The sequence below is a fragment of the Methanobrevibacter sp. genome, assembly GCF_045112895.1.
Lineage (GTDB): Archaea > Methanobacteriota > Methanobacteria > Methanobacteriales > Methanobacteriaceae > Methanocatella.
In genome coordinates, this window is the sequence record NZ_JBGUIH010000011.1 from 19,620 (window position 1) to 40,120 (window position 20,501).

Consider the following 20,501-nt stretch of genomic DNA (forward strand, 5'->3'; position numbering starts at 1 on the left):
TTGCGAATGTCAACAATCCGAATTAGTATCTTCTAGAAAACACATCTAAAAGGTTTAAAATATCATCCCAGCTCATATTTTCACCCCACAATCAATCTTTTTACGAATAAATTCAAAATAACCTCACATTAAAGTCTAAATACATCATACTTATATCCAGTATCTCCACATGCTTTCACCTCCAGACAATTTCAAGTTCAAAGCCAAAGGCCAATCTAATGGGAAAGATCCCTTGTCCAAACGTCAATCATATCAATCACAACAATATTTTTCAGGCAGAACATTCTCATCTTTCAAGTCAGATAAGCCATCTCACCTACTCATTAATTTATTAAAGACTATATAAATAGTTTTGCGAATGTAAGTACTCACTTGCATCGCAATTTCATAAAAAAAAGAATAATTAGTCAATAAATGGAAAATAAAACATTTTAAAATAAGAAAAAAGAGAATAGATGAAGATTCTCCTTAAAAAAATCAGCTATTCTTCAGTAGTATTATACAATTCCATTACGAAATCATAGCTTTCCTGAAGGTTCGGCAGGTCGATTGAGATATCGTCTTCAGTCATGCCTGTTCCGTTGAGATAGTATATGTTTCCTCCAAAGGATACGTCACATTGGTCGAAGTATGCATGTTCGCTGCTTGACAACACTTCCTCGCCGTTGAACAGGTATTTTACGTCAAAGGTTGGAGTGGAATTGTCGGCAATTTCATACTCTTGGGTGAGGTTTGTAATATAACTGGTTACCGCAAACATCTCGGTATCGTCGCTTAGGTTGTATTCGCCCTTGCCGTCTTCAATAGGTATGTAGACAACGTTTCCGTTCCAGACACCGTCATTATTTCCGAATTGGGAAGTGTTGAAGGTGCCGTCCTCATTCTGTTCTATATCCTTGAATTCGATTATCATCATCTGCCCGCTTTCATTGGCGCCGTTGCATTCGATTGTGAATGTTCCGACATCGCCGGTGCCCATGTCTAGGAAGTCCAAAAAGCCTGCAGAACATGATCCGATGCTGACAATGGCTACCAATGATATCAAAGCAATCATCAATATTATTTTGGATTTCATATTTAACCCCTTTTTTGAATGATTTGAAAATACCGTACGCATCAGCTCAAAACCTATTAAGTTGATCTGCGACGGCATTCAATTTAACCTTTAAAAAAACAATTATATATACCTATAACCTTAGAATCTATTCAGCGCTTGACGCCGTAATATGTTTCCATATATTCGTCATATGGTATTCCCGCATAGTCCCATTCGTCCTGAAATATTGTGGCGGCAAACGAGAAATGCGCTCCGCAATGCGGGCATCTTTGGGTATCCATAAAATCAGAAGTCAGATAATGGAAATAGTTCAAGCATTCAGGACAGCTTACGATTCCATCATCAAAATAGCTCACATCTCCTCCGTTATCCGCACAGACGCTCCCTACGCATCTGGAAAAGTCGTCGAACTGCCCTGCAAATTTTTCCATCTCAATAGAATCGTCATTGAAAAGCACGCCCAGGGCGGGCACGTTCTTTTTCATGCCGCAGCTTGGACAATCCAGCTTATATCTTTCAAGACTGGCGCCGCAATTGATGCAGGCACCCTCAAAATATATGTTCCATTCGCAGTTTATGAGATATGAAATGGCGCAGTTTTCACCATATTCCTTAAAGAGCCTTTTTCTGTACTCCGATTGGGACTCTCCAATCATAGGCGCCAGTGAAAGGAAGTAGTCTCCCGCATCCGTGTCGCTCAATTTGTAGGTCCATTTCAGCCTGCTCAATTCACTGGCATCCCTCTCGGTTTTGACATAGTTGTCCTTCATGGTCTTCAGTTCCATGACCCCCTTATCATGACTGTCATAATGGAGAATATTGCATTTAGGACAAACGTTTTCCAATGAATCCAATTCACTTTTGCAGGATATGCAGTTGGCCGGAGAGACAATCCACCATCTGGAGCATATCTCATTAATCAGCTTGTCATGCTGGACATGCTGTAAGCGCAGGACCCCCGCAGTGATTTCGCCGTCTTCCTGATGGGGAGTCTTGACAAGCTCTTTTTTAAGAAAGTCCATATCCAGAATCATGCCGTCATCAAATCTGCATCCTCGAGGCTGCATAACGGGAAACGTTACGGAGGATTGCCAAAGGCCTTTTCCGCAGGATATGCAGAATCTGTTTGTGTATTCGTTCTTTTTTCCACAGTGAGGGCATTCGAAATCTGCAAATTCATATCCGCACTCGCATTTTGTCTGGCCTGCTTCAGCCGGCCTTCCACAGTTAAGGCAATGCGGATTGGAAGTATCAGTGATCAATTTGAATTCCTCCTCATTGCCAAGCAATCGTTTGCCGCAAAAAACAAGAATTTAGTCATGCCATTTAAATTGCGGCATCTAGGACACATTATCTTATCTTTCATGATATCACCCAATCAAATCTTAAGAAGGGAAAATCAATCCCACACCTCCACTTGCAGATGCCCCGCCAAATCGGGAGTTGCACAGTCAAAAGCATTAAAAACACTCATGTTGGTTATCTCATTTGCACAGAGCCATCCCATGGGATTCACTATATAATGAAAAATATTTAAAATTTTTGGAGAGAGAAAATGAATTTTCCGTCAGTTACATCGTGTTCAAGAATGCTGATGAGAAAATTAAAAAATGCTTTCACCTTACAAAATTGATTTGAGGCTAAAATCAATATTTATTCAATCATAAAAGCACATCCAACAAGCATATAATCAATGAAAATCATATAGTCAATTATACGAAAAATAAGACGATTTAATTTAAAATAAGAACAATATTTCAAATTAAAAGCAATTTTTCAAATCCACATCAACGGAGGATAAAATGTTAAAAGATTTAAGCAACAATTATGTTCTAAATTCACCGGAAAACAAAATAAATGAATTTCTAACCGCAAAAGAGGATACGTTGAAAATTCTCAGTGCAATGGAACCCCATTTAAACAGACATTTTCCAGATAATGAGCTTTCATTGGAAATTTGTGATGATTTGGGTTGGACAACAGAAACCAAGCTGCTGCTGAATGTTCGAGTTTCACAGGAAATGTTTTTTAATGGGATACTGGACCATTTCAATGACATCTACAAAGAGATCGAACCGGTTATCGAAGATATAGAAAATACCGTCGTGTTGTTTCCCAAAATCAATGATGTCGACACCGATAAGATGAGCAACACAAATGCAATCAATGTGATTGCAAGAACTGCCTATTTCAACAACTTCAATGATGGAATAATTCAAAGGGAAATGAGCTTCAGGCAAATACCTAAAGCCCAGCAGATGAAAGAAGTGGTTGAATACTGCAGAACCCATGACAATCCGAACATATCCGACATAGTCTATGACCTGCAGCTGGAACTTTTTGATGTAGATGATATAATCAGCGAACTGGAGGAAAAAGGGACCAAATTAAATGTCAAATATTAAAAGGTGAAAATATGGGAACTTATGTGAAAAAAGGAGATAGAATCAAAGGAAAACAAATTCAATGCGAGGCTCGAAAAATCAGCAATCCTATTCCAATTCCAAAAAGCGGCCGTCACAAAGCCCAACAGATTATCCTGAAAAACAATGCAGAATGCGAAATCAAAAAAGAATCAAAACATCTGAATCCACAGTAAAAATGTTATTTTTTTTAAATCATTGAAAATTACGCACCAACACCAAAATTGATTAAATCATGACTAAAAATAATGCAACAGCCATCATAACGCATGTTCATCAATCAAACAAACAGTTCAAACGATGATAAACTTTTTTAAGGTCATTTCCACTCTTAAATAAGTTAAAAAAAGATAGACGTGATGGGATTTGAACCCATGAAGCAACTGATGCATAAGACCCTGAATCTTACTCCTTTGACCACTCGGACACACGTCTAATAAATATCTAAAAAAGCAATCCAGATACAATTTGGATTTTAACCATATTATTATATCTTTTTTTAATATAAATAGGTAATCTTTCTACCTTTGCGCTAATGCAGAAAAAAAGAAAAGAGAATGAAATTCCCTTTAAACTATTTAGTCTTATACCAAACCTGAACCTTATAAGGGGTATAGCCGCTGATCAGTTTGGTGGAAATGTGGCCTCCGCCGTTTCCCTTGACGGTTTTGGTTTTCACTTTGCCCTTTTTGTTCTTGAAGAAGAATTTGGCTTTCATCAGTTTTGTGTGGTGAGGCTCGATGTCCCCGTTAAGGCCGTTGCCGATATACCATGCGGTTACGCCTGTTCCCTTGTCAAACTGCATGTTCCCCGTATATGTTACATAACCTGCTATTGCATCCCCATTCTTGAATTTGGTGGCTTTTGGCCCCCACAATACTCCAGGCTTGAAGTTATAAATCTTGACGGTTACGGTTTTTGTGGCTGAAGCCTTCTTTGCAATGCCTGCAAGCGAAAAGCCGTCGCCCTGTGCGCAAACACCTCCAATGACTAAAAAAGCACCTAATAATATTAAGAGTATAATTAAATTTTTTCTGTTGAAAATCATTGTATCCCTATGTAATACTTTAATCAAAATAGTATAAATATAGGCAGCATTATGATTTTGAAATTTAAGATGAAAAATTGTTTCGAAAAAAAATCATGAATTTAAAAAAAAAAGTTTAAATTTCCATAAAAGTCTTAAAAATACATTGCGCAATTTTGAATGCTGAATTTATATTTGTAAAATCCCATTTTTGATAATATGGGGAGGATTTATCTGGAATTTTTAGTTTATAATCTGCCTGATGTCTCAATTTTTTTAAAAGATTAAATTTTCATAAATCATTTCATTCACTTCCTTGTCAAATGGGCCTTTAAATCTAATATAATTCGCTAATCTTGTATGTTCCCCTTTTGGCCAGGACTGATATGATGTATGTTTCTTTAACCATTCCCTCAAAAACAAAAATACGGCATAATAAATTCTCACATATATATTTCGATTGATTGAAGATTCCGTTGAATTTAAATCTTTTTTAATTTTCTCCAACTCACAAGCAAAATCAAAAAATTCAATTGGATCAACATCTTCAAAATCATTGCCCATGCCCTTCAACGAAATCGCCATCCACAGTCAAAATAAAGTCAACACACAAATTCTCATCATATACAATGCCGCATGATGCACAAAAATCCAAAATATCCCTTAAAATATTCAAATACAATTCATTTCTCTGTTTTATAGATAAATCAGCTGCATATCTAATGTAATACTGAATTCTTGGATTGCCTTCTTCATCAAAATTGTCCTGAAAACAATAAGTCAAACAGGGATACTTCGGAATCACCTTTGATTTTATGAACACATATATTGAATTATATGGTTCAGGATTTTGAACAATGATCTCATTAAAATCTCTCAAAATATTCTCATCTCCTTTAAATGATTAATTAATTATTAATCTCATACCGAATTAATATTTGGGAAGTGTGACAAATCACATTTGTGTAAATATGTATTTATGACTCTTTATTTAAGTTTTACTTTGATTTAACATCAATTTTATGAAGTTAAAGCAAGATGAGAAAGTAAAAGCAATTAATAGAATAATTGAAAAAATTAAATAACACCGCTTCCAAATTATCAACTAGGTGAAAAGAAATGAATCCAAAAATTATAATCATTGCTGCAATAGCTCTCATCGTTGTCATCTTTGGCGGAATCATGCTGACACAGGACTCCACCATTCAGGATGAAAACATCACTGCCATCGATGTTCCGCTGAAGAGCGCAGATTTTAACTATTTTGAAATAGACACTCCTGAAAATTCAAACTTTACAGTCAAAAATGCCCTGAATGAAACATCCAAAGGAATGGTTTACTGGAAAAATACGGGCAATTACTCAAAGGAAGTTGAAGGGATAATAATCGACAAGAACCTCACGGACCAATTGATTCATGAAAACATGAACCTCTTAACTAATGACTCAAATACCAAAGTCTATGAATCAAATGGCCTGTATCAGATTGTAAAAACCCAAAACGACACCGACATCATCCTTACAGGCTCCAACTTGCATGTCTTAAATGAAATGATTACCTCAGCCAAAATCAAGGATACCAAAAACATCACCAGCCCTAAGCCTGTAGAGGAAACCCAAGTTGAAAAGGTAGTCGATAAGAACAAGGAAGTCAAAAAGGCAAAGAAAAACACAACCAAAAAAGTGGAAACCACAAAAGACACAAGCAAAAAGACAGACAACAAGAAAAACATAGAAACAACCAAAGACACAAGCAAAACAAAAAATACAACCAAAAAAGTGGAAACCACAAAAGAGAAAAGCAAAAAGACAAACAACAAGAAAAACATAGAAACAACCAAAGACACAAGCAAAAAGACAAGCAAGAAAGTGGAGACCACCAGTGAAAAGTCACTTAAAAAGACAAGCGGCCAGATCTATGTCGGCGGAGGCATCTTCAAAACCGGTTCCGGCCTGAACGATAAGACAAACGCAAAAATCTATATCGACGGCGGTAACCCTGGAGAATCAGTCATCATTAAAATAAAATATTATCGTGATGGCAATAGCTTGAATAAGGGAAATATGGTTACCAAAACAATCCAAAACGATGGATATATTGATATAAATAGTGCTGACGCATATAAGTATTATCCTGACAAGGCCCATATCGAATTGTATGACCTTGACGGAAACCTGCAGTCAACACAGACAGTAACCCTAAATCCTGATAGCAGTACTCAATATTTCTAGAGTACTCTATCCATTTTTTTTAATTTTCAACCCTCAGACGAAGACTCACCATTCTCATCTATCACTGGCTCCACAACATTTCCATCTTCATCATAGGTATCTGAACTTTCACTGTAATCTGAACTGTCATAAGAACTTGATGAAGGACTATAGGAATTGCTGCCACTATATGAGCTTGATGAACTATAGGAATCAGATGAATCATAGGTTTCTTCAACGCCTACATCCTCATCGATTTCACTCTCATTGGTCTCATTAGTTGAGTTATCGTCAACTTCCTCTGTAACATTACCGATTACTAATTTTTCGGATAGGCTGCTGGAACTGTAATTTTCGTCTCCGCTAAAGGTTACATTGATATTATATTCCCCGGAACTGACATTGATGAAATCAACGCTGGCAACGCCGTCGGTTTTTGTATCTGCAGACTTTTCAAATACTTTGTTGCCCTCGGAATCCTTAAGAACAACTTTCAATTCCTTGTTTTCTAAAGCATCGCCTTCCCAGCTGGTCAGCTTAATGTCAACAGTGCCGTTTTCATCTATAGTGCCGTTTCCCAAAATGCTTAAATTGGTATAGCTTCCATCCTTACCATATGAAGAAAGCATTAATGCAGCCACAATAGCAATTACAATTAGGATAAATACGACTACTACTATCCTTCTTTTATTCATATAATCACCGTTATTATAGTATTAATGTTAAAAGGTATATAAATAATTAAGGTTAAAAAAAGAAAAAATAGAATAATCGAAATTATCCTATAAGAAATTCGCCGATTGCATCTTCATCGGTTGCTGAAAGCACAACCAATTTGTCGTCTTTAGCATAACTGAAGACTTTATAATTGTCATCAGTCTTAAAATAACCGTCAATATTGTTAATGGTTTTGGCATCTCCGCCAACGTTCTTAACGATGTCATCTGTTATTTTGTAGTCGCCGTAGTCAGCAACCAAAAGGGCAACGACTGTATCGCCTTTTTCGAATACCTTACCGTTGGTAATGTAGGTAACTCCGCTTTGTTCTTTCTGTTCATTTACAGTTGCATGATTAGGGTCTTCTATAAAGCCATCAGGAACATTGAAATCTATTCCATCAATTGTGACTGTCTGGTTTTCGCCGTCGTCACCGCCTAAAAAAGAACCAAAATCCAATGCAGAAACTGATCCCATTGCAATGATTGCAAAATAATAAAGTTAATCCTTTCCCATTACTCCCATTATCAAAGACAGGTCATTTGCCTTAATGACAACCAAGTATTTTCCTTCCTTATAGCTGAAGGTATAGCTTTTGGAGTTCTTGTCTACCAGATATCCCTTGACGGAACCCACCATTGTCTTTCCTGCCTTTACCTTTTTGGTGGACTTTACCTTTTTAATCTTTCCGTTTTTCTCAACTGAGATTTTAAGTTTGTCCTTTCCGTCCTTGAAAAGCAAAAAATCGTCCCCCTTGTCCTTAAGCTTATAGTCGGTCGGCACCGTGAAGTTAATTCCGTGCAGGGTGAAATTTTCAACCTCCCTAAAGGCGAAATCCCCTTCTGTCGGCACGAATGTCTCGGCACATGCTACGCTAATCAAGGCAAATAGAAGCAATCCTGCAATAACATACTTGAATTTCATGTTTAACAGTTTTAAAGTTTTTATAAAAAAACTTTTCTAAAAATCAGGCGATGACAATAAATTTAGGCATGTAAAAATAAGTAAATCTATAAATAATAGCTTAAATCATAATATTACTTGTAACACACTCCCGTGTTATACTAAAAAATTATTTTTAGTTTGAGTCTGAAGGATTTATCCTTTGGACTTTTAAACTGCTTGTTTTAAAAAAATATTTAAGAGGGTTAGACAATCATATCTTCAAAATTAAAATCTTTCTGTGATTGCAGCACAATTGCATCGTTGTTTTCAAGATAAACAAAATATGAATTGCCTTCCTGATTCCATTTCAAACCTTCCTGACCATTGACGGTTGCATTTTCATAAGGAATATCGTCGGGAATATAGGCTGATGCATCATTAAGTATTTCATCTGCAGTGATGGAAACGACTAAAACATCCCCGTTGCCGTTTGTGAAAAGCTTGACCAATTGGGAATCGTTTTTTACCTTTAAATTCACATCCAATTGATCAATTTCACCATAGCCCTTTGGAATGGTAAAGTTATGCTCGCCAATGCTGACATTTGTATCCTCATCAAAATACTGGACATCAAAAACCGCATCCGAACTGAAATCATTCAACAAAGCATCAAATGCACTAGAAGCGCTGACTGCACCGACAGCCAGCAGAAACACTAAAGGAAGCGCCAAAAATCTTTTCAAATTATAACCTCTTGAAGCCTTGTCTGATTTGTCACTCCAATGATGATTCCGCTATCTCCATCAACATAGCCGAAGTATGTCAGATTGCCTTCAGTATAGTTCCATCCCTCATGGCCGTTGATCTTGACTTTTGAAGCGCCTTCCTTGTACAGTTCATCAAGTGACATTCCCATCCAGTCTGATGCAACGGTAATTATGATTTCTCCGCCATATTCATTGATGTAAAAACAGGTTTTTCCCTGGGACCCAAGGTTGTCAAAATCCTGGGCATCTTTTGATTCATTGAACCCCAATGGAATCATGAATTCGATGCCTTCAAAAGTTATTTTAGTTGAATTATTGAAATCACTGGCATTTTCACTTGCACAAACCGGTGCGATTAAAACAAAGATTATCAAAGCCGCCAAAATTACATGTCTAAAATTCATAATCACCCTCACATTAAAGTTATATATCTAATACATAAATAACATTAACTATTAAAAGAAGTGATATCATGAGCGAATTTTTCAGATTTGAAGATACTTCAAGGGATTTTCCATACTACAAGCACAACCCGAAGCTATCAAGAACCGCATGGATTGTACTGTTGCTGCTTATTCCAATCTCATTTATGGTTTATGGACTGGTTGGAATCGATTCAGAGATGATTGGAAGCATATTGTTCGTTTTAATACTTTTAATACCATTGATGTACTTTTCAAACTGGGACTTTTCACTTCTCTTCCACAAGCCAACGAAAAGTGAAATAAAGTTGGCGGTGATGCTTTTTATCGGATATATGATTTATGCGTTCGTCATAGGCGAAGTCCTGGAGGTGATTAGCCAGGCATCAACAGTGACTGGAGACTATTTGGGCGTGAGCTGGGAGTCATTGTTCTCTTTGGTATTTTCAATGCTCGGAGAAGAGCTGGTGAAATTCATACCTCTCATGTTTTTCATGAGAATCATCTATAAATATACAAACAACAGGAAGTTTGCGGTTATTGTCTCATCAGTAATCGTCCTTATCTTTTTCGGACTGCTCCATTATGATGAAACGGCAACCCCCCTTCTCTCAGTGCTTCTCATCCAAGGGCTCGGATCAATTTTTGAGCTTTACGGATACGCCAAGACCAAAAACATATTCGTCCCTTATCTGTGCCATCTGTTGACTGACGGATTCATATTTCTGGCAATACTTATAGGAACTGCTTTAGGTGTTTAAATGCAAAAGGAAGCTCTAGCAAACGGAATATTATCATTCATCATACCTGGATTGGGCCAGGGCCTGCATGGAAATGCGAAAAAAGGAATCGTGCTGTTTATTGGAATGCTTGCAATTCATGCGGCAACATACTATCTTGCAAACAATGCCGCCGGAAGCTTAATCTCCACAGCCTATCATCTCTATGCAGGATATGATGCCTATATCAATTACTGAAACATTTCCACTTATAAAAATCATTGAAAAACAAGTAATTTAATTTATGAATATAGATGCCATGAAGGCAATATTTTATTTTTCACTAAAAGTACGATAATCTAAAAAGTATGATTGATAATTAAGTTAGTAATTCATAAAACTCATTTTAAATTAAAGCTAAAAATAATTATTCTGTATGGAAATTTTAGGTAAAAATCTGAAATAAAAAAAAGGAATGAATGATAAAATCATTCATCGGCCGGTTTGAGTTTTGTCAAGAAAAATGAGGATACCAAAACACCGATGATGATTATCAAATCAATCATGATTTCAAAGCTTTTTGCGGTTGTGAACAACTGCACGATACCGATAACCCACATGACAATCAAGACGCATGGAAGCAGATATTTGATTACAAAAGACCATGTCTTGCCAACTTTGAAGGTGGAATGTTCGTTTAAAGCAGGCAAAAAGTGTTCCACACCATAGAACCATGCGAATATGATACATTGGATACCGATTAAAAGCAGAATACCGAACTGGTTGACGAATGAATCGATAATACCAACCAGATAGCTGCTGATTCCTGTTGTCAGGATTAGGGAAAATACACATCCTATAATTGACAGAACAGTAGCCGCCTTTTTACGGGACCATCCCAACTTGTTAGCAGTGGAATTCAACATCGGCTCGAAAAATCCAAGTGCGGAAGTAACTCCTGCAAACAGGATGGCCAAAAACAGCATCGGAGCCAAGATGCGACCGATAGGTCCCATGATGTTGAAGATCATCGGGAAAACGATGAACACCAAACCAGTACCTTCAGTAATCAGCTGAACCATAGGTGTTCCATTGGTAAATGACATGAATCCTAAGATTGAGAATACGCCGAAAGCGGTACATATCTCAAATGCGGAGTTTGAAAATACAACAATCAAAACGTTATCTATCAATTTGGAGTTTTCAGGCAGGTAGCTTGCATAGGTAAGTGCAATGGCCTGTCCCATACTCAATGAAAAGATAATCTGCGCAAATGCCGCAAGCCAAATGTCAACATTCAAAAGCATGTTCCAGTCGGGAGTGAGGAGCGTTGAAATTCCGATTTCTGCACCAGGCAATGTCAACGCATAGACGATAATTATTGCCATTATGACAAACAATGCCGGAATGAGGATTTTGGAAACTTTACCGATACCCTGATCAACATTCCTATGGGAGATAAACCACAGGACAACCCATAAAATCAAAACACCGACAGTTGTCGGAATCAGAAGGAAGCTTGCATCGGAAAGGTTGGAGCTTCCGCCGACCGTATTGACGAAGTAAGCTGCAGTGTCGGTTCCCCAATTGAATGTGAAACTGCTTAGCAGATATACCAGATCCCAACTCAAGATTACCATATAATAGATTGTAACAATAAATACAAATAAGACCAGAATCCAAGCGATTATCTCAAACTCCGGTTTGATGTCCTTCATGATTTTTGAAAAGGATTCCTTGAATGAGAATCCCACACCGTATTCCAGAATTAAAAAGGGAATTCCCATAATAGCTATTGCCGTAAAGTAAGGAATGAAAAATGATCCCCCACCGTTTGAATAAAGCACATAACTGAAACGCCATATGTTACCGAGACCTACCGCAGCCCCAATCATGGCAAATATAAAAGCTAGAGATGAATCCCATTGTCCTTGTTGAGTCATAGTATTATTTTTGTAAAAATGTATATAATATATTTTTACATATTAAATTGTAATGAACGTATTTGACAAATTTATCATGGGGGATACCGCGAGTATCAACTGGTGTTTTGAAAACCGCCATTTCATAGACCGGCTGCAGGACAACGGAATCTCAAAGCAGTATGTCATAGACTGCCTTATGAACGAAGAGCCGGTCAGCTGGGAGCACGTTGAAGGAAATACCTATGCTGCAGTCTTTGAAGCTCCAATAAACAAGGACTACAAGGAAATCAGGGTTTTGATGGCCTGCAGCGGAAACTCCATTGACCTCATAACCGTGATGAGAAACAATGAAACTACAACCAGTTGCCAGAACCGACAGTTCCAGTCCGATAAAAAGAAAAATATAGAAAAAAAGAGATTGAAGGCCTTGTCAAAAAGAAAATGGTAAGTGATTAAATCACTAGACCTTCTTGAAGTTCAGATAATGTGTTATTCCAATCCTGAAAAGAATTGAACCGGTAGCTCCACCGGCCTTGGCCGCTTTGGCATCCTTCAAAAGCTGGGCATGAGTCAGCTTTTTGGCATTGTTGTCTGACTTGTATGTCTGAAGCCCCGCCCAGATTACAGCGCTTTTGGACTGCTTTTTGTATTTGCTTACAATGCTTGTAATCCAAGGAGTCTTTTTGTTGAAGTTGCCCTTATAGACCATCGGAACAAGAACATCCAGGTATTTGCCCATTGTAGGAATCTCCTGGGCATACCAATACATCATCTTTGAAGGCTCCGGCATTACCGCCGCTGAAACTATGCAGTTCGGCTTGCTCTTATGAATGCCTACGCTGGCCTTTTTAATAAAGTAGTTGATGGCCTTTTCCGGATTTTTATACAGGTGCGCAGTTCCTCCAAACCTTATGTAATCGAAGTGAACCCCATCGATGTATTTTATTTTGGAATATCTTTTGGCTTCCGCTATCTTCTTGTTTAAGAAGCTGTACTTGATGGTGCCATCCTTGTTCATTGGCCTGACCCATTTTCCACCGTTATAACATATCTGCATCCATAAATGAACTTTTATTCCATATTTATGTGCCTTTTTGGCAAATGCCGAAACGGCAGATTTTCCATAAACAGAAATCGCATGCACATGCAAGAAGATATGCTTTGTGCCTAGCTTGGAGAGTTTCTTAAGGTTTACGCTATACATGTGGGAAGACCAGACCCAATAACCGTTTCCTTTGCTGAGAGGAGCCTTTACCTTGATTTTATACGAACCGCTTGAAGACAGATACGGAGCGTTTTTGGCGAATGAATATTTGACCTTATATGTTCCCTTTTTCAGGCTCAGGAACACTTCTGCATACCCTTTATTATCGGTTTTTGCGGTGTAGGTCTTGCCGTTGACCTTAAAGGTCACTTCCTGATTTTTGACTGCCTTTCCATTCTCATCGAGCAGCCGTACGATGAAAGCATTTTTCAATCCTTGCCTGTAGTTAATATCCTTATCGGCAACTTTAATTGTTGTCTTTAAAGGATTCTTGACGGTTATTTTACTTGATCCGTTGCATGGAGTTGTATTTTCGTCCCCAGCATAGGAAAACATGACATCATAGCTTCCCTTTGTAAGCCTGACATTCAAGGTTGCCTGACCGTTGCTGTCTGTGGCCCTCTTATATGAAACATCATTTACTGTAACCCTAATGCTCTTTCCGGCCAATGATTGGTTGTCCGCGGTCAGGTTAATGACTATTTTAGTTGAGAACTTCTCATAGCCGACAACATCTGAAGCGGAAATTGTGGAATTTTGAATTACGTCCGGATTTTCCTCTATAGAATCATCTATCTCATCGCCTGAAGGATTTGCATCCGAATCGACTTCATCAATGACCATTTCACTGCCAGTGTCTTGTAAAACATCACCGTCCGTTACGTTTTCATCAGCGCAAACTGCCGAAATTGAAATCAGCGATAGAACAATAATCAGCGCAATCAATATTTTATTTTTCATATGTTCACCTATATATTGCTGAAATTAAAGAAATTTGTCCATCCGAATCTAAACAGTATAACTCCAGTTGCCCCTCCTTTGGCGGCTGAATTGCCATCTTTTATTAGTGATTTGGCAGATAGCTTTGTTACATCGGAATCGGATTTGTAAGATTGAAGGCCTGTCCAGACCTCGGCTCCATTTGATTTTTTAACCAACGCCTTTGTTACCTTTTGAATCCATGTGGTGCCCGCACCGTAATTGCCCTTGTATGCCATCGGAATAAGGACATCCACATATTTGCTCATCGTAGGGACATCCTGGCCGTAATAGTATTTCATTGATGACGGCTCAGGCATTACCGCCGCAGAAACAATTATCTTCGGATTGATCTTATGAATTGCCTTAGAGGCTGTCTTTGTAAAGTAATTGATTGCATCGACACCCTTCTCATACTTATATGCAGTTCCAGGATATCTTAAATAGTCAAATTGAACTCCGTCCACACCCTTGAGGCTGGCATATTTTTTGGCGAGTTTCACTTTTGACTTGATTAGGTCATAGTCTATCTTTCCATTTTTAACAGGATTTGTCCATTTCTTATGGGCATAGAACACCTGCATCCAGATATGGACCTTGATATCATGGTCGTTTGCCTTTTTGATGAATTTTTCAACACCGGATTTGCCCCATAAGTCCACAGCCTTGAAGTTGAGGAAAATATGCTTTGTTCCGTATTTCTGAAGCTTGTCCAGATTCACCTTATTCATGTCCGCACCGAAAACCCAAAATCCGTTGTTTCGTGCCTTGGATTGCTTGACCTTGATGGAATAGGTTTTCGAAACCTTATTATAGTATGCGGTTTTGCCGGAAGACACCTTTATCTTGTATTTTCCCGCTTTCAGTTTGATGTTCAAGGTTGCAATGCCGTTCTTGTCTGTCTTTTTAACATATTTCTTTTTGTTAACAACGAAAGTTACCTTTTTGTTTTTAAGGGGATTGCCACGAGCATCCAGCAGTTTCACCTTGAATGGTGAAGAGATCTTGTTTCTGTAAACTACAGAGTTTGCCTTAACCAGCTTTTTAGGCATTCTTTCTTTAGATATCAATTTTGATTTTCCGCCGGCCTTTTTGATATTCTTCTCGCCTGCATAAGCATATTTGATTGTATAAATGCCAGGATATAATCCAATAGGAAGGCTGGCCTTGCCTTTTGAGTTGGTCTGTTCGTGATATGTCTTTCCGTTGACTGTGAAATCCACAGGGCGATTTGCCAATGGAATTCCATCAACAGACAGGACAACATCAAATGAATTCTTGAACTTATAGTATGCAGTATATGTTGCCGGGGCCTTGAATTTTGAAGTCTTGTTTGTTATGACCAGTATCTTTGATGAGGATTTGACTGGAACGTAACCTGCCTCATTGAAACTGTATTTGACTGTGTAGGTTCCCTTGGATACGTTCAGCGGCAGTTTTGCATTGCCGTACTTTGTTGTCACAACATCCGATTTTACGCCGTTGAGCGTGAAATGAACCTTCTTTTTAGCTAATGCATTGCCCTTTTCATCCAATAGCTTTACGCTGAAGCTATCGCCTTTAATGTAGGTAGTGCAATTGGAGGTTTTGAAGGACGCTTCCACATCTTCAGCAGCCGAATTGGCTTTGCCAGTCTTGTCTGCAGGTGAAGCCTCCAAATCGCCACCGTCATCCTGAGTCAATGAGAGGTCCTCGACAATCGCATCGTCAAGGTTAGCTTCAAGACTGTCGTCAGTTAAATTGACATCCTCTGCACTGACTGCGGATACTGTCAATAGAATTGTTAAAACGATAAATATTATAGCCAAACTTTTAAACTTAATTGTATCACCCTGTTAAATTAAAACTCAACTTGCCTGTGCCGTTGCTGACCTCAAGCGCATCGGTTTTAGGATATAAGTTATTCAATAATGAATTGCCGCTTTCAGTGTCCATGTATTGCGGCAGGTAATTGGATATGTAGATTGGATAAACTGTACACTCGCCGGTGTCGCCAACCAGGTCAATCTTGACAAAGTATGCTGAATGTGTTGCAGGATTTGACTGGTCGAATATGAAGTTTCCTAAACTGTAGAATATAGGCTTTCCATTATACATCTCAATTCCTTGAGTTACATGAGGATGGGACCCGATTACGACATCAGCCCCATAATCAATTAGCTCATGCGCTATCTTAACTTGGTCTTCATTTGGGGAGTTTGAATACTCGTTTCCAAAGTGAAGGTAAGCGATGATTAAATCAGAATCGTTATTTTCAGCAATCTGCTTTTGAGCGTCTTCGGAATCATATGCAGAATATCCTGGATTGGATCCATTTGCATAAGGCATCACATCATAGGAATACTCGGCAAAATTGTTTGAATCCATGTAATTTAATATAGTTATTTTTCTGCCGTTTATATCCTTGACAACAGCCTGGTGAGCTTCATCCTCACTTTCACCAGCCCCTATAGGGGTTATGCCCTCATCCTTAAGGTGGCTGATTGTATCCTTCATTCCTGTGATTCCATAGTCGAATGCATGGTTGTTTGCAAGGGATGCGACAGTATTGTTGTTTGCCTTAAGCAATGGAACATAGCTCGGGTCGCATTTTAATGGAACATCACCCTTTAAGGCGTCCCCGGATGTTGTGGCCGCATTTTCAAAGTTGGTTAAAAGCAAGTCCACATTTGAAGTCACATCACTGACGCCGCTGAATGGAGATGAATCAAGACTCAATACATTCGGCATGTTACGGGCAAACATCACATCTCCAGTGACTGCAATTGAAACGTTTTCTTTTTCTTCAAAAATGCCCGAAGAATCATTTGAATCGTTGAAGGTCATGTTAAGTGCTAAAAAAAGCAAACATGCCAGAATTATGGCAACAATCAATAATTTCCTTCTTAAATGCATCGCTTATCCCTCAGCAATTTCCGCTTCTTCATCCTCACTGAACAGCTGATTCAACATCCATTCGGAATCATATTCCATGATATCGTCATATCCTTGGCCCATACCCAGGAACATTATTGGCTTTTTGATTACGTATCCTATTGAAAGTGAAGCTCCACCTTTGCTGTCCGCATCGGCTTTGGTTAGAATTACGCCGTCGATGTCAATGGCCTCATTGAACTTTTTAGCCTGTTCGGTTGCATCATTACCTGTCAATGCGTCACCTACAAATATGACCAAATCCGGATTTGAAACCCTTTTAATCTTTTTCATCTCATCCATAAGATTGGTGTTTGTCTGCATTCTGCCTGCAGTATCGATTAAAACCAATTCCTTGCCCTGAGCTTTCGCATGCTCCACCGCATCATATGCAACGGCTGCAGGATCTGACCCTTTCTGGTGTTTGATGATCTTGACGCCTACATTGTCAGCGTGATAGGTAACCTGTTCAATGGCTCCAGCCCTGAATGTGTCTGAAGCTGCAATTACAGGAGTGTAGCCTTTCTTAAGGTAGTAATTTGCCAGTTTGCCGATTGTAGTTGTCTTGCCGGTACCATTGATTCCGACAAACATCACTACCAGAGGCTCGCCTTCAGCCTTTTTGGCCTCAATCATTTCAGTCATGGATTTGCCCGGAATGTCAATGATTTCTGCAACTGCATTTCTCAAAGCAAGATAAGTGTATTCGGTGATGTCATTGCTTCTTTTGATTTTTTTACCTACAAGATCATTTTTTACGCTTTCTACAACTTCAGTTGCGACTTCCATAGCAACGTCACCCTGCAAAAGCTCCATTTCAAGTTCAAATAGGATATCTTCAACGTGATCTTCCGTAATGGTTTTTTCACGAACAAAAGAGAATATTCCTCCCTTAGCTTCACCATCAGCAGAAATATCCTCTTTTTTATCTTTATTTCTGCTCCAGAAGTGGGATTTCTTCTCTTCCTCTTCATCAGCTTCTTCAGCTTCTTCTTTATCTTCAGCTTCGGAATCTTCCTTTTTATCTCCACGAATCCTGGACAACAGGCCGCCTTTTTTCTCTTCTTCAGCTTCTTCAACAGGTTCTTCTACAGACTCTTCAGCAACATCTTCCTCAATTTCATCTGCAGGCTCTTCAACAGCTTCTTCTGCTACTTCAGCCTCATCCTCAGGCTCTTCCTTTTTATCTCCACGGATTCTGGATAAAAATCCTGATTTTTTCTCTTCCTTTTCTTCCTCTACAGGTTCATCAGTTGACTCATCTGCAATCTCTTCTTCAGCTTCCTCTTCGATTTCATCTGCAGGCTCTTCAACAACTTCCTCTTCTGTTGTTTCTTCGCTGGCCTCAGGAAGCAGATTGGATTCGTCCTCTGGGACTTCCTCTTTTTTTCTACCGAACGAGAAAAATGAAAATCTTTTACCGGACTCCTCTTTAAGATTATCTTCCTTTTCAGCTTCTTCAATAAGCTCCTCTTCCAACTTTTCACTTGTGCGTGAAAATTTCTTTTTCAATGATTCAAACAAAATTAACCCAACCTTTTAGTTTAGTTAAAAATTTAATTATTAATAGTTTGTTTCTCATGTTATTTAAAAAGAATTAAAAAATCAGTAAAAACAAATGCTAATTTTAAATCAAACATAAAATAATCTAATAAATTAAAAAAAATAGAAAAAAAAGAAAAAATTGTAAAGTATCTATCCCATTTGGGTCATGTTGCCTTGAGCTGCCGCTGCAATCTGCTCGGCTTGAGCCTGAAGGCTTCCTACAATGTCGCTGCATTGCTGTAAGCTAGCCAACATTTTGTCTAAGCTGTCTTTCAAGCTTTCTTTTTGCCCTTCCAAGATATCGCGAGCGCCATCAGCATCCTTTTTAACGGCAAGGCCTGCACCAATACTTACAATAATTTCGTCAGTACTTTTAAGTTCTCCTTTAATGAAGGAACCTGCACCTACAGGCACGTATGCTTCAACAGACTCTTTGCCTTCGATGTCATCCAAAGTAGCGAACAGTGCATCTACTTCGGCCATGGAAGCTTGAATCAATTCAATTTGCTGTTGAATTATTTCAGCTTGTTGTCTGTATGCATTCATTTCATTAAGAAGACTGTTTAATCTTTGCTGATCTTCCATACTTACACCTTCGACGTGTCTATAAGATTTCTTTTACAATAGGGTCTAAAACATCTTCAGGAGCAATTTCCTCGATTTCAGCAATAGAAATTTGATTCCTGTTAATACCATGTTTACTTCCGAAACGTTCGTAGATTTTCTCTTCGATTTCAGCTTCACAGGTAGCTTTGAATTCTTTAGTAAACTTGTGGTATTCATCGCCCATTACAAAAGTACCTTTAACTCTGTAAATTTTTGTTATCATATATAATCCCTCAAGATATATTAATTAAAAATCATCATCTAAAAAGCCTAATGCTTCTTCAACTCTAGCCATTTCAGGACCAGTACTATCTTTAGCAACTATTGCACCATTTGAGTTAGCAATGGAACAAGCACCTACTAAAGCAATACCTCTTCCAACAGTACCAATATCCCCTTCTACACCAAATACTTCTTGAGCAAATTTAATTTCAGATTTAACAGCTTGTGAACTTATTAAAAATCCTTTGTTTGTAACTTGAATCAATGACCCGATAATGTCACTTCCGACCATTGAAGTCGCTTCGACATTGACATCCAAGGTATTTTCAATAATGTTGATTGCTTCTTCAGATAAGAACGGGCTGACAATAGCTCCTTTGTCGTTTGCCGCAATGATGTTTCCTAAAGCGGTGTAACGACCGGGAATTGTAGCTACATCAATACCTAAATCTTCAAACTGTTTAACTTCTCTATCTAAAACATGTGGGGAAACAACCATTCCGTTTGAATTAGCTACAGCTAAAGATCCAATAAGGCTACTTCCAGAAATAGAAGCTTTTACAACATCGACTTCTAATGTTTCCTTAATAATTTCAGCTTTTTCGTCTAAAAGATTATAAGGAACAATAGCTAAATCATCAGTTGCCAGGGTAAATACTCCTACATTTGGATTTCCTACAATATCTACTCTTTTTAACATATTGTTACCTCACATTACTCGAAGCATGGTAGTGAATAAAGCTATTCTGCTAAAGTAGCTTTTACAACACCATCATCATCTTTAACTGCTTTTACTGTAATTTTGGAAGGTATTTTTTGAATACCTCTTTCCCAGATAGCATGATTGATAGATTCATCAATTTTTACTTCTTCAGCTTTCATGTGTTTGGTTAAGAAGTTTTTGATTTCTCTGATAGCTCTAGGAGCTCTAATGGTCCTTTTAACTTCTTTTACATTTCTAAGTGGAATTGTGTAAACTCTTTCCATAATAACCCCTCATTATAATTTAAGACTGTTTCTTCTCCAATGTCTAGGTTTT

The 20,501-nt window shown here is 38.2% G+C and carries 25 protein-coding genes; 6 read left to right on the forward strand and 19 right to left on the reverse strand.

The features are described 5' to 3' along the window. Window positions 1–481 precede the first annotated feature (481 nt). Both ACJMLD_RS02475 and ACJMLD_RS02480 read right to left on the reverse strand, forming a co-directional pair. Entirely contained in the window at window positions 482–1,075 is a 594-nt protein-coding gene (locus ACJMLD_RS02475) for a hypothetical protein (RefSeq protein WP_405267648.1), read from the reverse strand. Between the two features lie 131 nt (window positions 1,076–1,206). Next, entirely contained in the window at window positions 1,207–2,319 is a 1,113-nt protein-coding gene (locus ACJMLD_RS02480) for a hypothetical protein (protein WP_405267650.1), read from the reverse strand. Between the two features lie 540 nt (window positions 2,320–2,859). On the opposite strand from ACJMLD_RS02480, the gene ACJMLD_RS02485 reads away from it, so the two are divergent. Together ACJMLD_RS02485 and ACJMLD_RS02490 are read left to right on the forward strand one after the other, a co-directional pair. Then, the gene (locus tag ACJMLD_RS02485) at window positions 2,860–3,462 is read left to right on the forward strand and encodes a hypothetical protein (protein WP_405267652.1); all 603 of its coding nucleotides are present in this window, start codon (window positions 2,860–2,862) and stop codon (window positions 3,460–3,462) included. Window positions 3,463–3,473: 11 nt separating this feature from the next. Then, the gene (locus ACJMLD_RS02490; protein WP_405267654.1) at window positions 3,474–3,656 is read left to right on the forward strand and encodes a hypothetical protein; all 183 of its coding nucleotides are present in this window, start codon (window positions 3,474–3,476) and stop codon (window positions 3,654–3,656) included. A gap of 398 nt (window positions 3,657–4,054) precedes the next feature. Here ACJMLD_RS02490 and ACJMLD_RS02495 read toward each other — a convergent pair whose 3' ends face one another. The 3 genes from ACJMLD_RS02495 to ACJMLD_RS02505 all read right to left on the reverse strand — a co-directional run bounded on the left by ACJMLD_RS02495 (window position 4,055) and on the right by ACJMLD_RS02505 (window position 5,387). Beyond that, window positions 4,055–4,528, reverse strand: coding sequence for a hypothetical protein (locus ACJMLD_RS02495; protein ID WP_405267655.1), 474 nt, complete (start codon window positions 4,526–4,528; stop codon window positions 4,055–4,057). 255 nt (window positions 4,529–4,783) lie between these two features. Next, window positions 4,784–5,071 carry a hypothetical protein gene (locus ACJMLD_RS02500; protein ID WP_405267657.1) on the reverse strand — a complete coding sequence of 96 codons (288 nt, stop codon included), beginning with the start codon at window positions 5,069–5,071 and terminating at the stop codon, window positions 4,784–4,786. Next, entirely contained in the window at window positions 5,061–5,387 is a 327-nt protein-coding gene (locus ACJMLD_RS02505; RefSeq protein WP_405267658.1) for a hypothetical protein, read from the reverse strand. The genes ACJMLD_RS02500 and ACJMLD_RS02505 overlap by 11 nt, the downstream gene beginning before the upstream one ends. 239 nt (window positions 5,388–5,626) lie before the next feature. On the opposite strand from ACJMLD_RS02505, the gene ACJMLD_RS02510 reads away from it, so the two are divergent. After that, entirely contained in the window at window positions 5,627–6,739 is a 1,113-nt protein-coding gene (locus ACJMLD_RS02510; RefSeq protein ID WP_405267660.1) for a hypothetical protein, read from the forward strand. Window positions 6,740–6,765: 26 nt separating this feature from the next. Here the strand turns inward: ACJMLD_RS02510 and ACJMLD_RS02515 are convergent, their stop codons facing one another. The 5 genes from ACJMLD_RS02515 to ACJMLD_RS02535 all read right to left on the reverse strand — a co-directional run bounded on the left by ACJMLD_RS02515 (window position 6,766) and on the right by ACJMLD_RS02535 (window position 9,491). Beyond that, the gene (locus ACJMLD_RS02515) at window positions 6,766–7,413 is read right to left on the reverse strand and encodes an Ig-like domain-containing protein (protein ID WP_405267662.1); all 648 of its coding nucleotides are present in this window, start codon (window positions 7,411–7,413) and stop codon (window positions 6,766–6,768) included. 82 nt (window positions 7,414–7,495) lie between these two features. Then, window positions 7,496–7,912: a hypothetical protein gene (locus tag ACJMLD_RS02520; RefSeq protein WP_405267664.1), complete on the reverse strand. Its 417-nt coding sequence runs from the start codon at window positions 7,910–7,912 to the stop codon at window positions 7,496–7,498. Window positions 7,913–7,936: 24 nt separating this feature from the next. Continuing rightward, the gene (locus ACJMLD_RS02525) at window positions 7,937–8,359 is read right to left on the reverse strand and encodes a hypothetical protein (protein ID WP_405267665.1); all 423 of its coding nucleotides are present in this window, start codon (window positions 8,357–8,359) and stop codon (window positions 7,937–7,939) included. A gap of 224 nt (window positions 8,360–8,583) precedes the next feature. Next, window positions 8,584–9,063, reverse strand: coding sequence for a hypothetical protein (locus ACJMLD_RS02530; protein WP_405267667.1), 480 nt, complete (start codon window positions 9,061–9,063; stop codon window positions 8,584–8,586). Beyond that, window positions 9,060–9,491 carry a hypothetical protein gene (locus ACJMLD_RS02535; protein ID WP_405267669.1) on the reverse strand — a complete coding sequence of 144 codons (432 nt, stop codon included), beginning with the start codon at window positions 9,489–9,491 and terminating at the stop codon, window positions 9,060–9,062. Before ACJMLD_RS02535 ends, ACJMLD_RS02530 begins: the two co-directional genes overlap by 4 nt. Window positions 9,492–9,880: 389 nt before the next feature. On the opposite strand from ACJMLD_RS02535, the gene ACJMLD_RS02540 reads away from it, so the two are divergent. Both ACJMLD_RS02540 and ACJMLD_RS02545 read left to right on the forward strand, forming a co-directional pair. Then, entirely contained in the window at window positions 9,881–10,270 is a 390-nt protein-coding gene (locus ACJMLD_RS02540; protein WP_405267671.1) for a type II CAAX prenyl endopeptidase Rce1 family protein, read from the forward strand. Continuing rightward, entirely contained in the window at window positions 10,271–10,486 is a 216-nt protein-coding gene (locus ACJMLD_RS02545; RefSeq protein WP_405267673.1) for a hypothetical protein, read from the forward strand. A gap of 230 nt (window positions 10,487–10,716) precedes the next feature. Here ACJMLD_RS02545 and ACJMLD_RS02550 read toward each other — a convergent pair whose 3' ends face one another. Next, window positions 10,717–12,171: a sodium-dependent transporter gene (locus ACJMLD_RS02550; protein WP_405267674.1), complete on the reverse strand. Its 1,455-nt coding sequence runs from the start codon at window positions 12,169–12,171 to the stop codon at window positions 10,717–10,719. Between the two features lie 52 nt (window positions 12,172–12,223). Here ACJMLD_RS02550 and ACJMLD_RS02555 point away from each other — a divergent pair, with 52 nt between their 5' ends. Beyond that, window positions 12,224–12,601: a hypothetical protein gene (locus tag ACJMLD_RS02555; RefSeq protein ID WP_405267676.1), complete on the forward strand. Its 378-nt coding sequence runs from the start codon at window positions 12,224–12,226 to the stop codon at window positions 12,599–12,601. A gap of 12 nt (window positions 12,602–12,613) precedes the next feature. On the opposite strand, the gene ACJMLD_RS02560 is transcribed toward ACJMLD_RS02555, so the two are convergent. The 8 genes from ACJMLD_RS02560 to ACJMLD_RS02595 form a co-directional block, all read right to left on the reverse strand. Then, on the reverse strand, window positions 12,614–14,158 hold the full coding sequence (locus ACJMLD_RS02560; protein ID WP_405267678.1) for a hypothetical protein: 1,545 nt from the start codon (window positions 14,156–14,158) through the stop codon (window positions 12,614–12,616). A gap of 8 nt (window positions 14,159–14,166) precedes the next feature. Continuing rightward, entirely contained in the window at window positions 14,167–15,984 is a 1,818-nt protein-coding gene (locus ACJMLD_RS02565; protein ID WP_405267680.1) for a putative glycoside hydrolase, read from the reverse strand. Window positions 15,985–16,003: 19 nt separating this feature from the next. Then, complete coding sequence (locus ACJMLD_RS02570) at window positions 16,004–17,071, reverse strand: CapA family protein (RefSeq protein WP_405267682.1); 1,068 nt, start codon at window positions 17,069–17,071, stop codon at window positions 16,004–16,006. Window positions 17,072–17,074: 3 nt separating this feature from the next. Next, a complete protein-coding gene (ftsY, locus tag ACJMLD_RS02575; RefSeq protein WP_405267684.1) occupies window positions 17,075–18,613 on the reverse strand; it encodes a signal recognition particle-docking protein FtsY in 1,539 nt (512 codons plus the stop codon). Between the two features lie 171 nt (window positions 18,614–18,784). Further along, window positions 18,785–19,219, reverse strand: a complete 435-nt coding sequence (gene pfdA, locus ACJMLD_RS02580) for a prefoldin subunit alpha (RefSeq protein ID WP_405267686.1) — start codon at window positions 19,217–19,219, stop codon at window positions 18,785–18,787. A gap of 19 nt (window positions 19,220–19,238) precedes the next feature. Further along, a complete protein-coding gene (gene rpl18a / locus ACJMLD_RS02585) occupies window positions 19,239–19,463 on the reverse strand; it encodes a 50S ribosomal protein L18Ae (RefSeq protein WP_405267688.1) in 225 nt (74 codons plus the stop codon). 24 nt (window positions 19,464–19,487) lie between these two features. Further along, window positions 19,488–20,162, reverse strand: coding sequence for a translation initiation factor IF-6 (locus ACJMLD_RS02590; protein ID WP_405267690.1), 675 nt, complete (start codon window positions 20,160–20,162; stop codon window positions 19,488–19,490). Window positions 20,163–20,203: 41 nt separating this feature from the next. Continuing rightward, window positions 20,204–20,449, reverse strand: a complete 246-nt coding sequence (locus tag ACJMLD_RS02595) for a 50S ribosomal protein L31e (protein WP_405267692.1) — start codon at window positions 20,447–20,449, stop codon at window positions 20,204–20,206. Between the last annotated feature and the right edge of the window lie 52 nt (window positions 20,450–20,501).

Excerpts from the sequence above, each read along its gene's own strand:
- ACJMLD_RS02475 (WP_405267648.1), bottom strand. The coding sequence starts at position 1,075 with ATGAAATCCAAAATAATATTGATGATTGCTTTGATATCATTGGTAGCC.
- ACJMLD_RS02485 (WP_405267652.1), top strand. The coding sequence starts at position 2,860 with ATGTTAAAAGATTTAAGCAACAATTATGTTCTAAATTCACCGGAAAAC.
- ACJMLD_RS02490 (WP_405267654.1), top strand. The coding sequence starts at position 3,474 with ATGGGAACTTATGTGAAAAAAGGAGATAGAATCAAAGGAAAACAAATT.
- ACJMLD_RS02495 (WP_405267655.1), bottom strand. The coding sequence starts at position 4,528 with ATGATTTTCAACAGAAAAAATTTAATTATACTCTTAATATTATTAGGT.
- ACJMLD_RS02500 (WP_405267657.1), bottom strand. The coding sequence starts at position 5,071 with ATGGGCAATGATTTTGAAGATGTTGATCCAATTGAATTTTTTGATTTT.
- ACJMLD_RS02510 (WP_405267660.1), top strand. The coding sequence starts at position 5,627 with ATGAATCCAAAAATTATAATCATTGCTGCAATAGCTCTCATCGTTGTC.
- ACJMLD_RS02515 (WP_405267662.1), bottom strand. The coding sequence starts at position 7,413 with ATGAATAAAAGAAGGATAGTAGTAGTCGTATTTATCCTAATTGTAATT.
- ACJMLD_RS02520 (WP_405267664.1), bottom strand. The coding sequence starts at position 7,912 with ATGGGATCAGTTTCTGCATTGGATTTTGGTTCTTTTTTAGGCGGTGAC.
- ACJMLD_RS02525 (WP_405267665.1), bottom strand. The coding sequence starts at position 8,359 with ATGAAATTCAAGTATGTTATTGCAGGATTGCTTCTATTTGCCTTGATT.
- ACJMLD_RS02535 (WP_405267669.1), bottom strand. The coding sequence starts at position 9,491 with ATGAATTTTAGACATGTAATTTTGGCGGCTTTGATAATCTTTGTTTTA.
- ACJMLD_RS02545 (WP_405267673.1), top strand. The coding sequence starts at position 10,271 with ATGCAAAAGGAAGCTCTAGCAAACGGAATATTATCATTCATCATACCT.
- ACJMLD_RS02550 (WP_405267674.1), bottom strand. The coding sequence starts at position 12,171 with ATGACTCAACAAGGACAATGGGATTCATCTCTAGCTTTTATATTTGCC.
- ACJMLD_RS02555 (WP_405267676.1), top strand. The coding sequence starts at position 12,224 with ATGAACGTATTTGACAAATTTATCATGGGGGATACCGCGAGTATCAAC.
- ACJMLD_RS02560 (WP_405267678.1), bottom strand. The coding sequence starts at position 14,158 with ATGAAAAATAAAATATTGATTGCGCTGATTATTGTTCTATCGCTGATT.
- ACJMLD_RS02570 (WP_405267682.1), bottom strand. The coding sequence starts at position 17,071 with ATGCATTTAAGAAGGAAATTATTGATTGTTGCCATAATTCTGGCATGT.
- pfdA (WP_405267686.1), bottom strand. The coding sequence starts at position 19,219 with ATGGAAGATCAGCAAAGATTAAACAGTCTTCTTAATGAAATGAATGCA.
- rpl18a (WP_405267688.1), bottom strand. The coding sequence starts at position 19,463 with ATGATAACAAAAATTTACAGAGTTAAAGGTACTTTTGTAATGGGCGAT.
- ACJMLD_RS02590 (WP_405267690.1), bottom strand. The coding sequence starts at position 20,162 with ATGTTAAAAAGAGTAGATATTGTAGGAAATCCAAATGTAGGAGTATTT.
- ACJMLD_RS02595 (WP_405267692.1), bottom strand. The coding sequence starts at position 20,449 with ATGGAAAGAGTTTACACAATTCCACTTAGAAATGTAAAAGAAGTTAAA.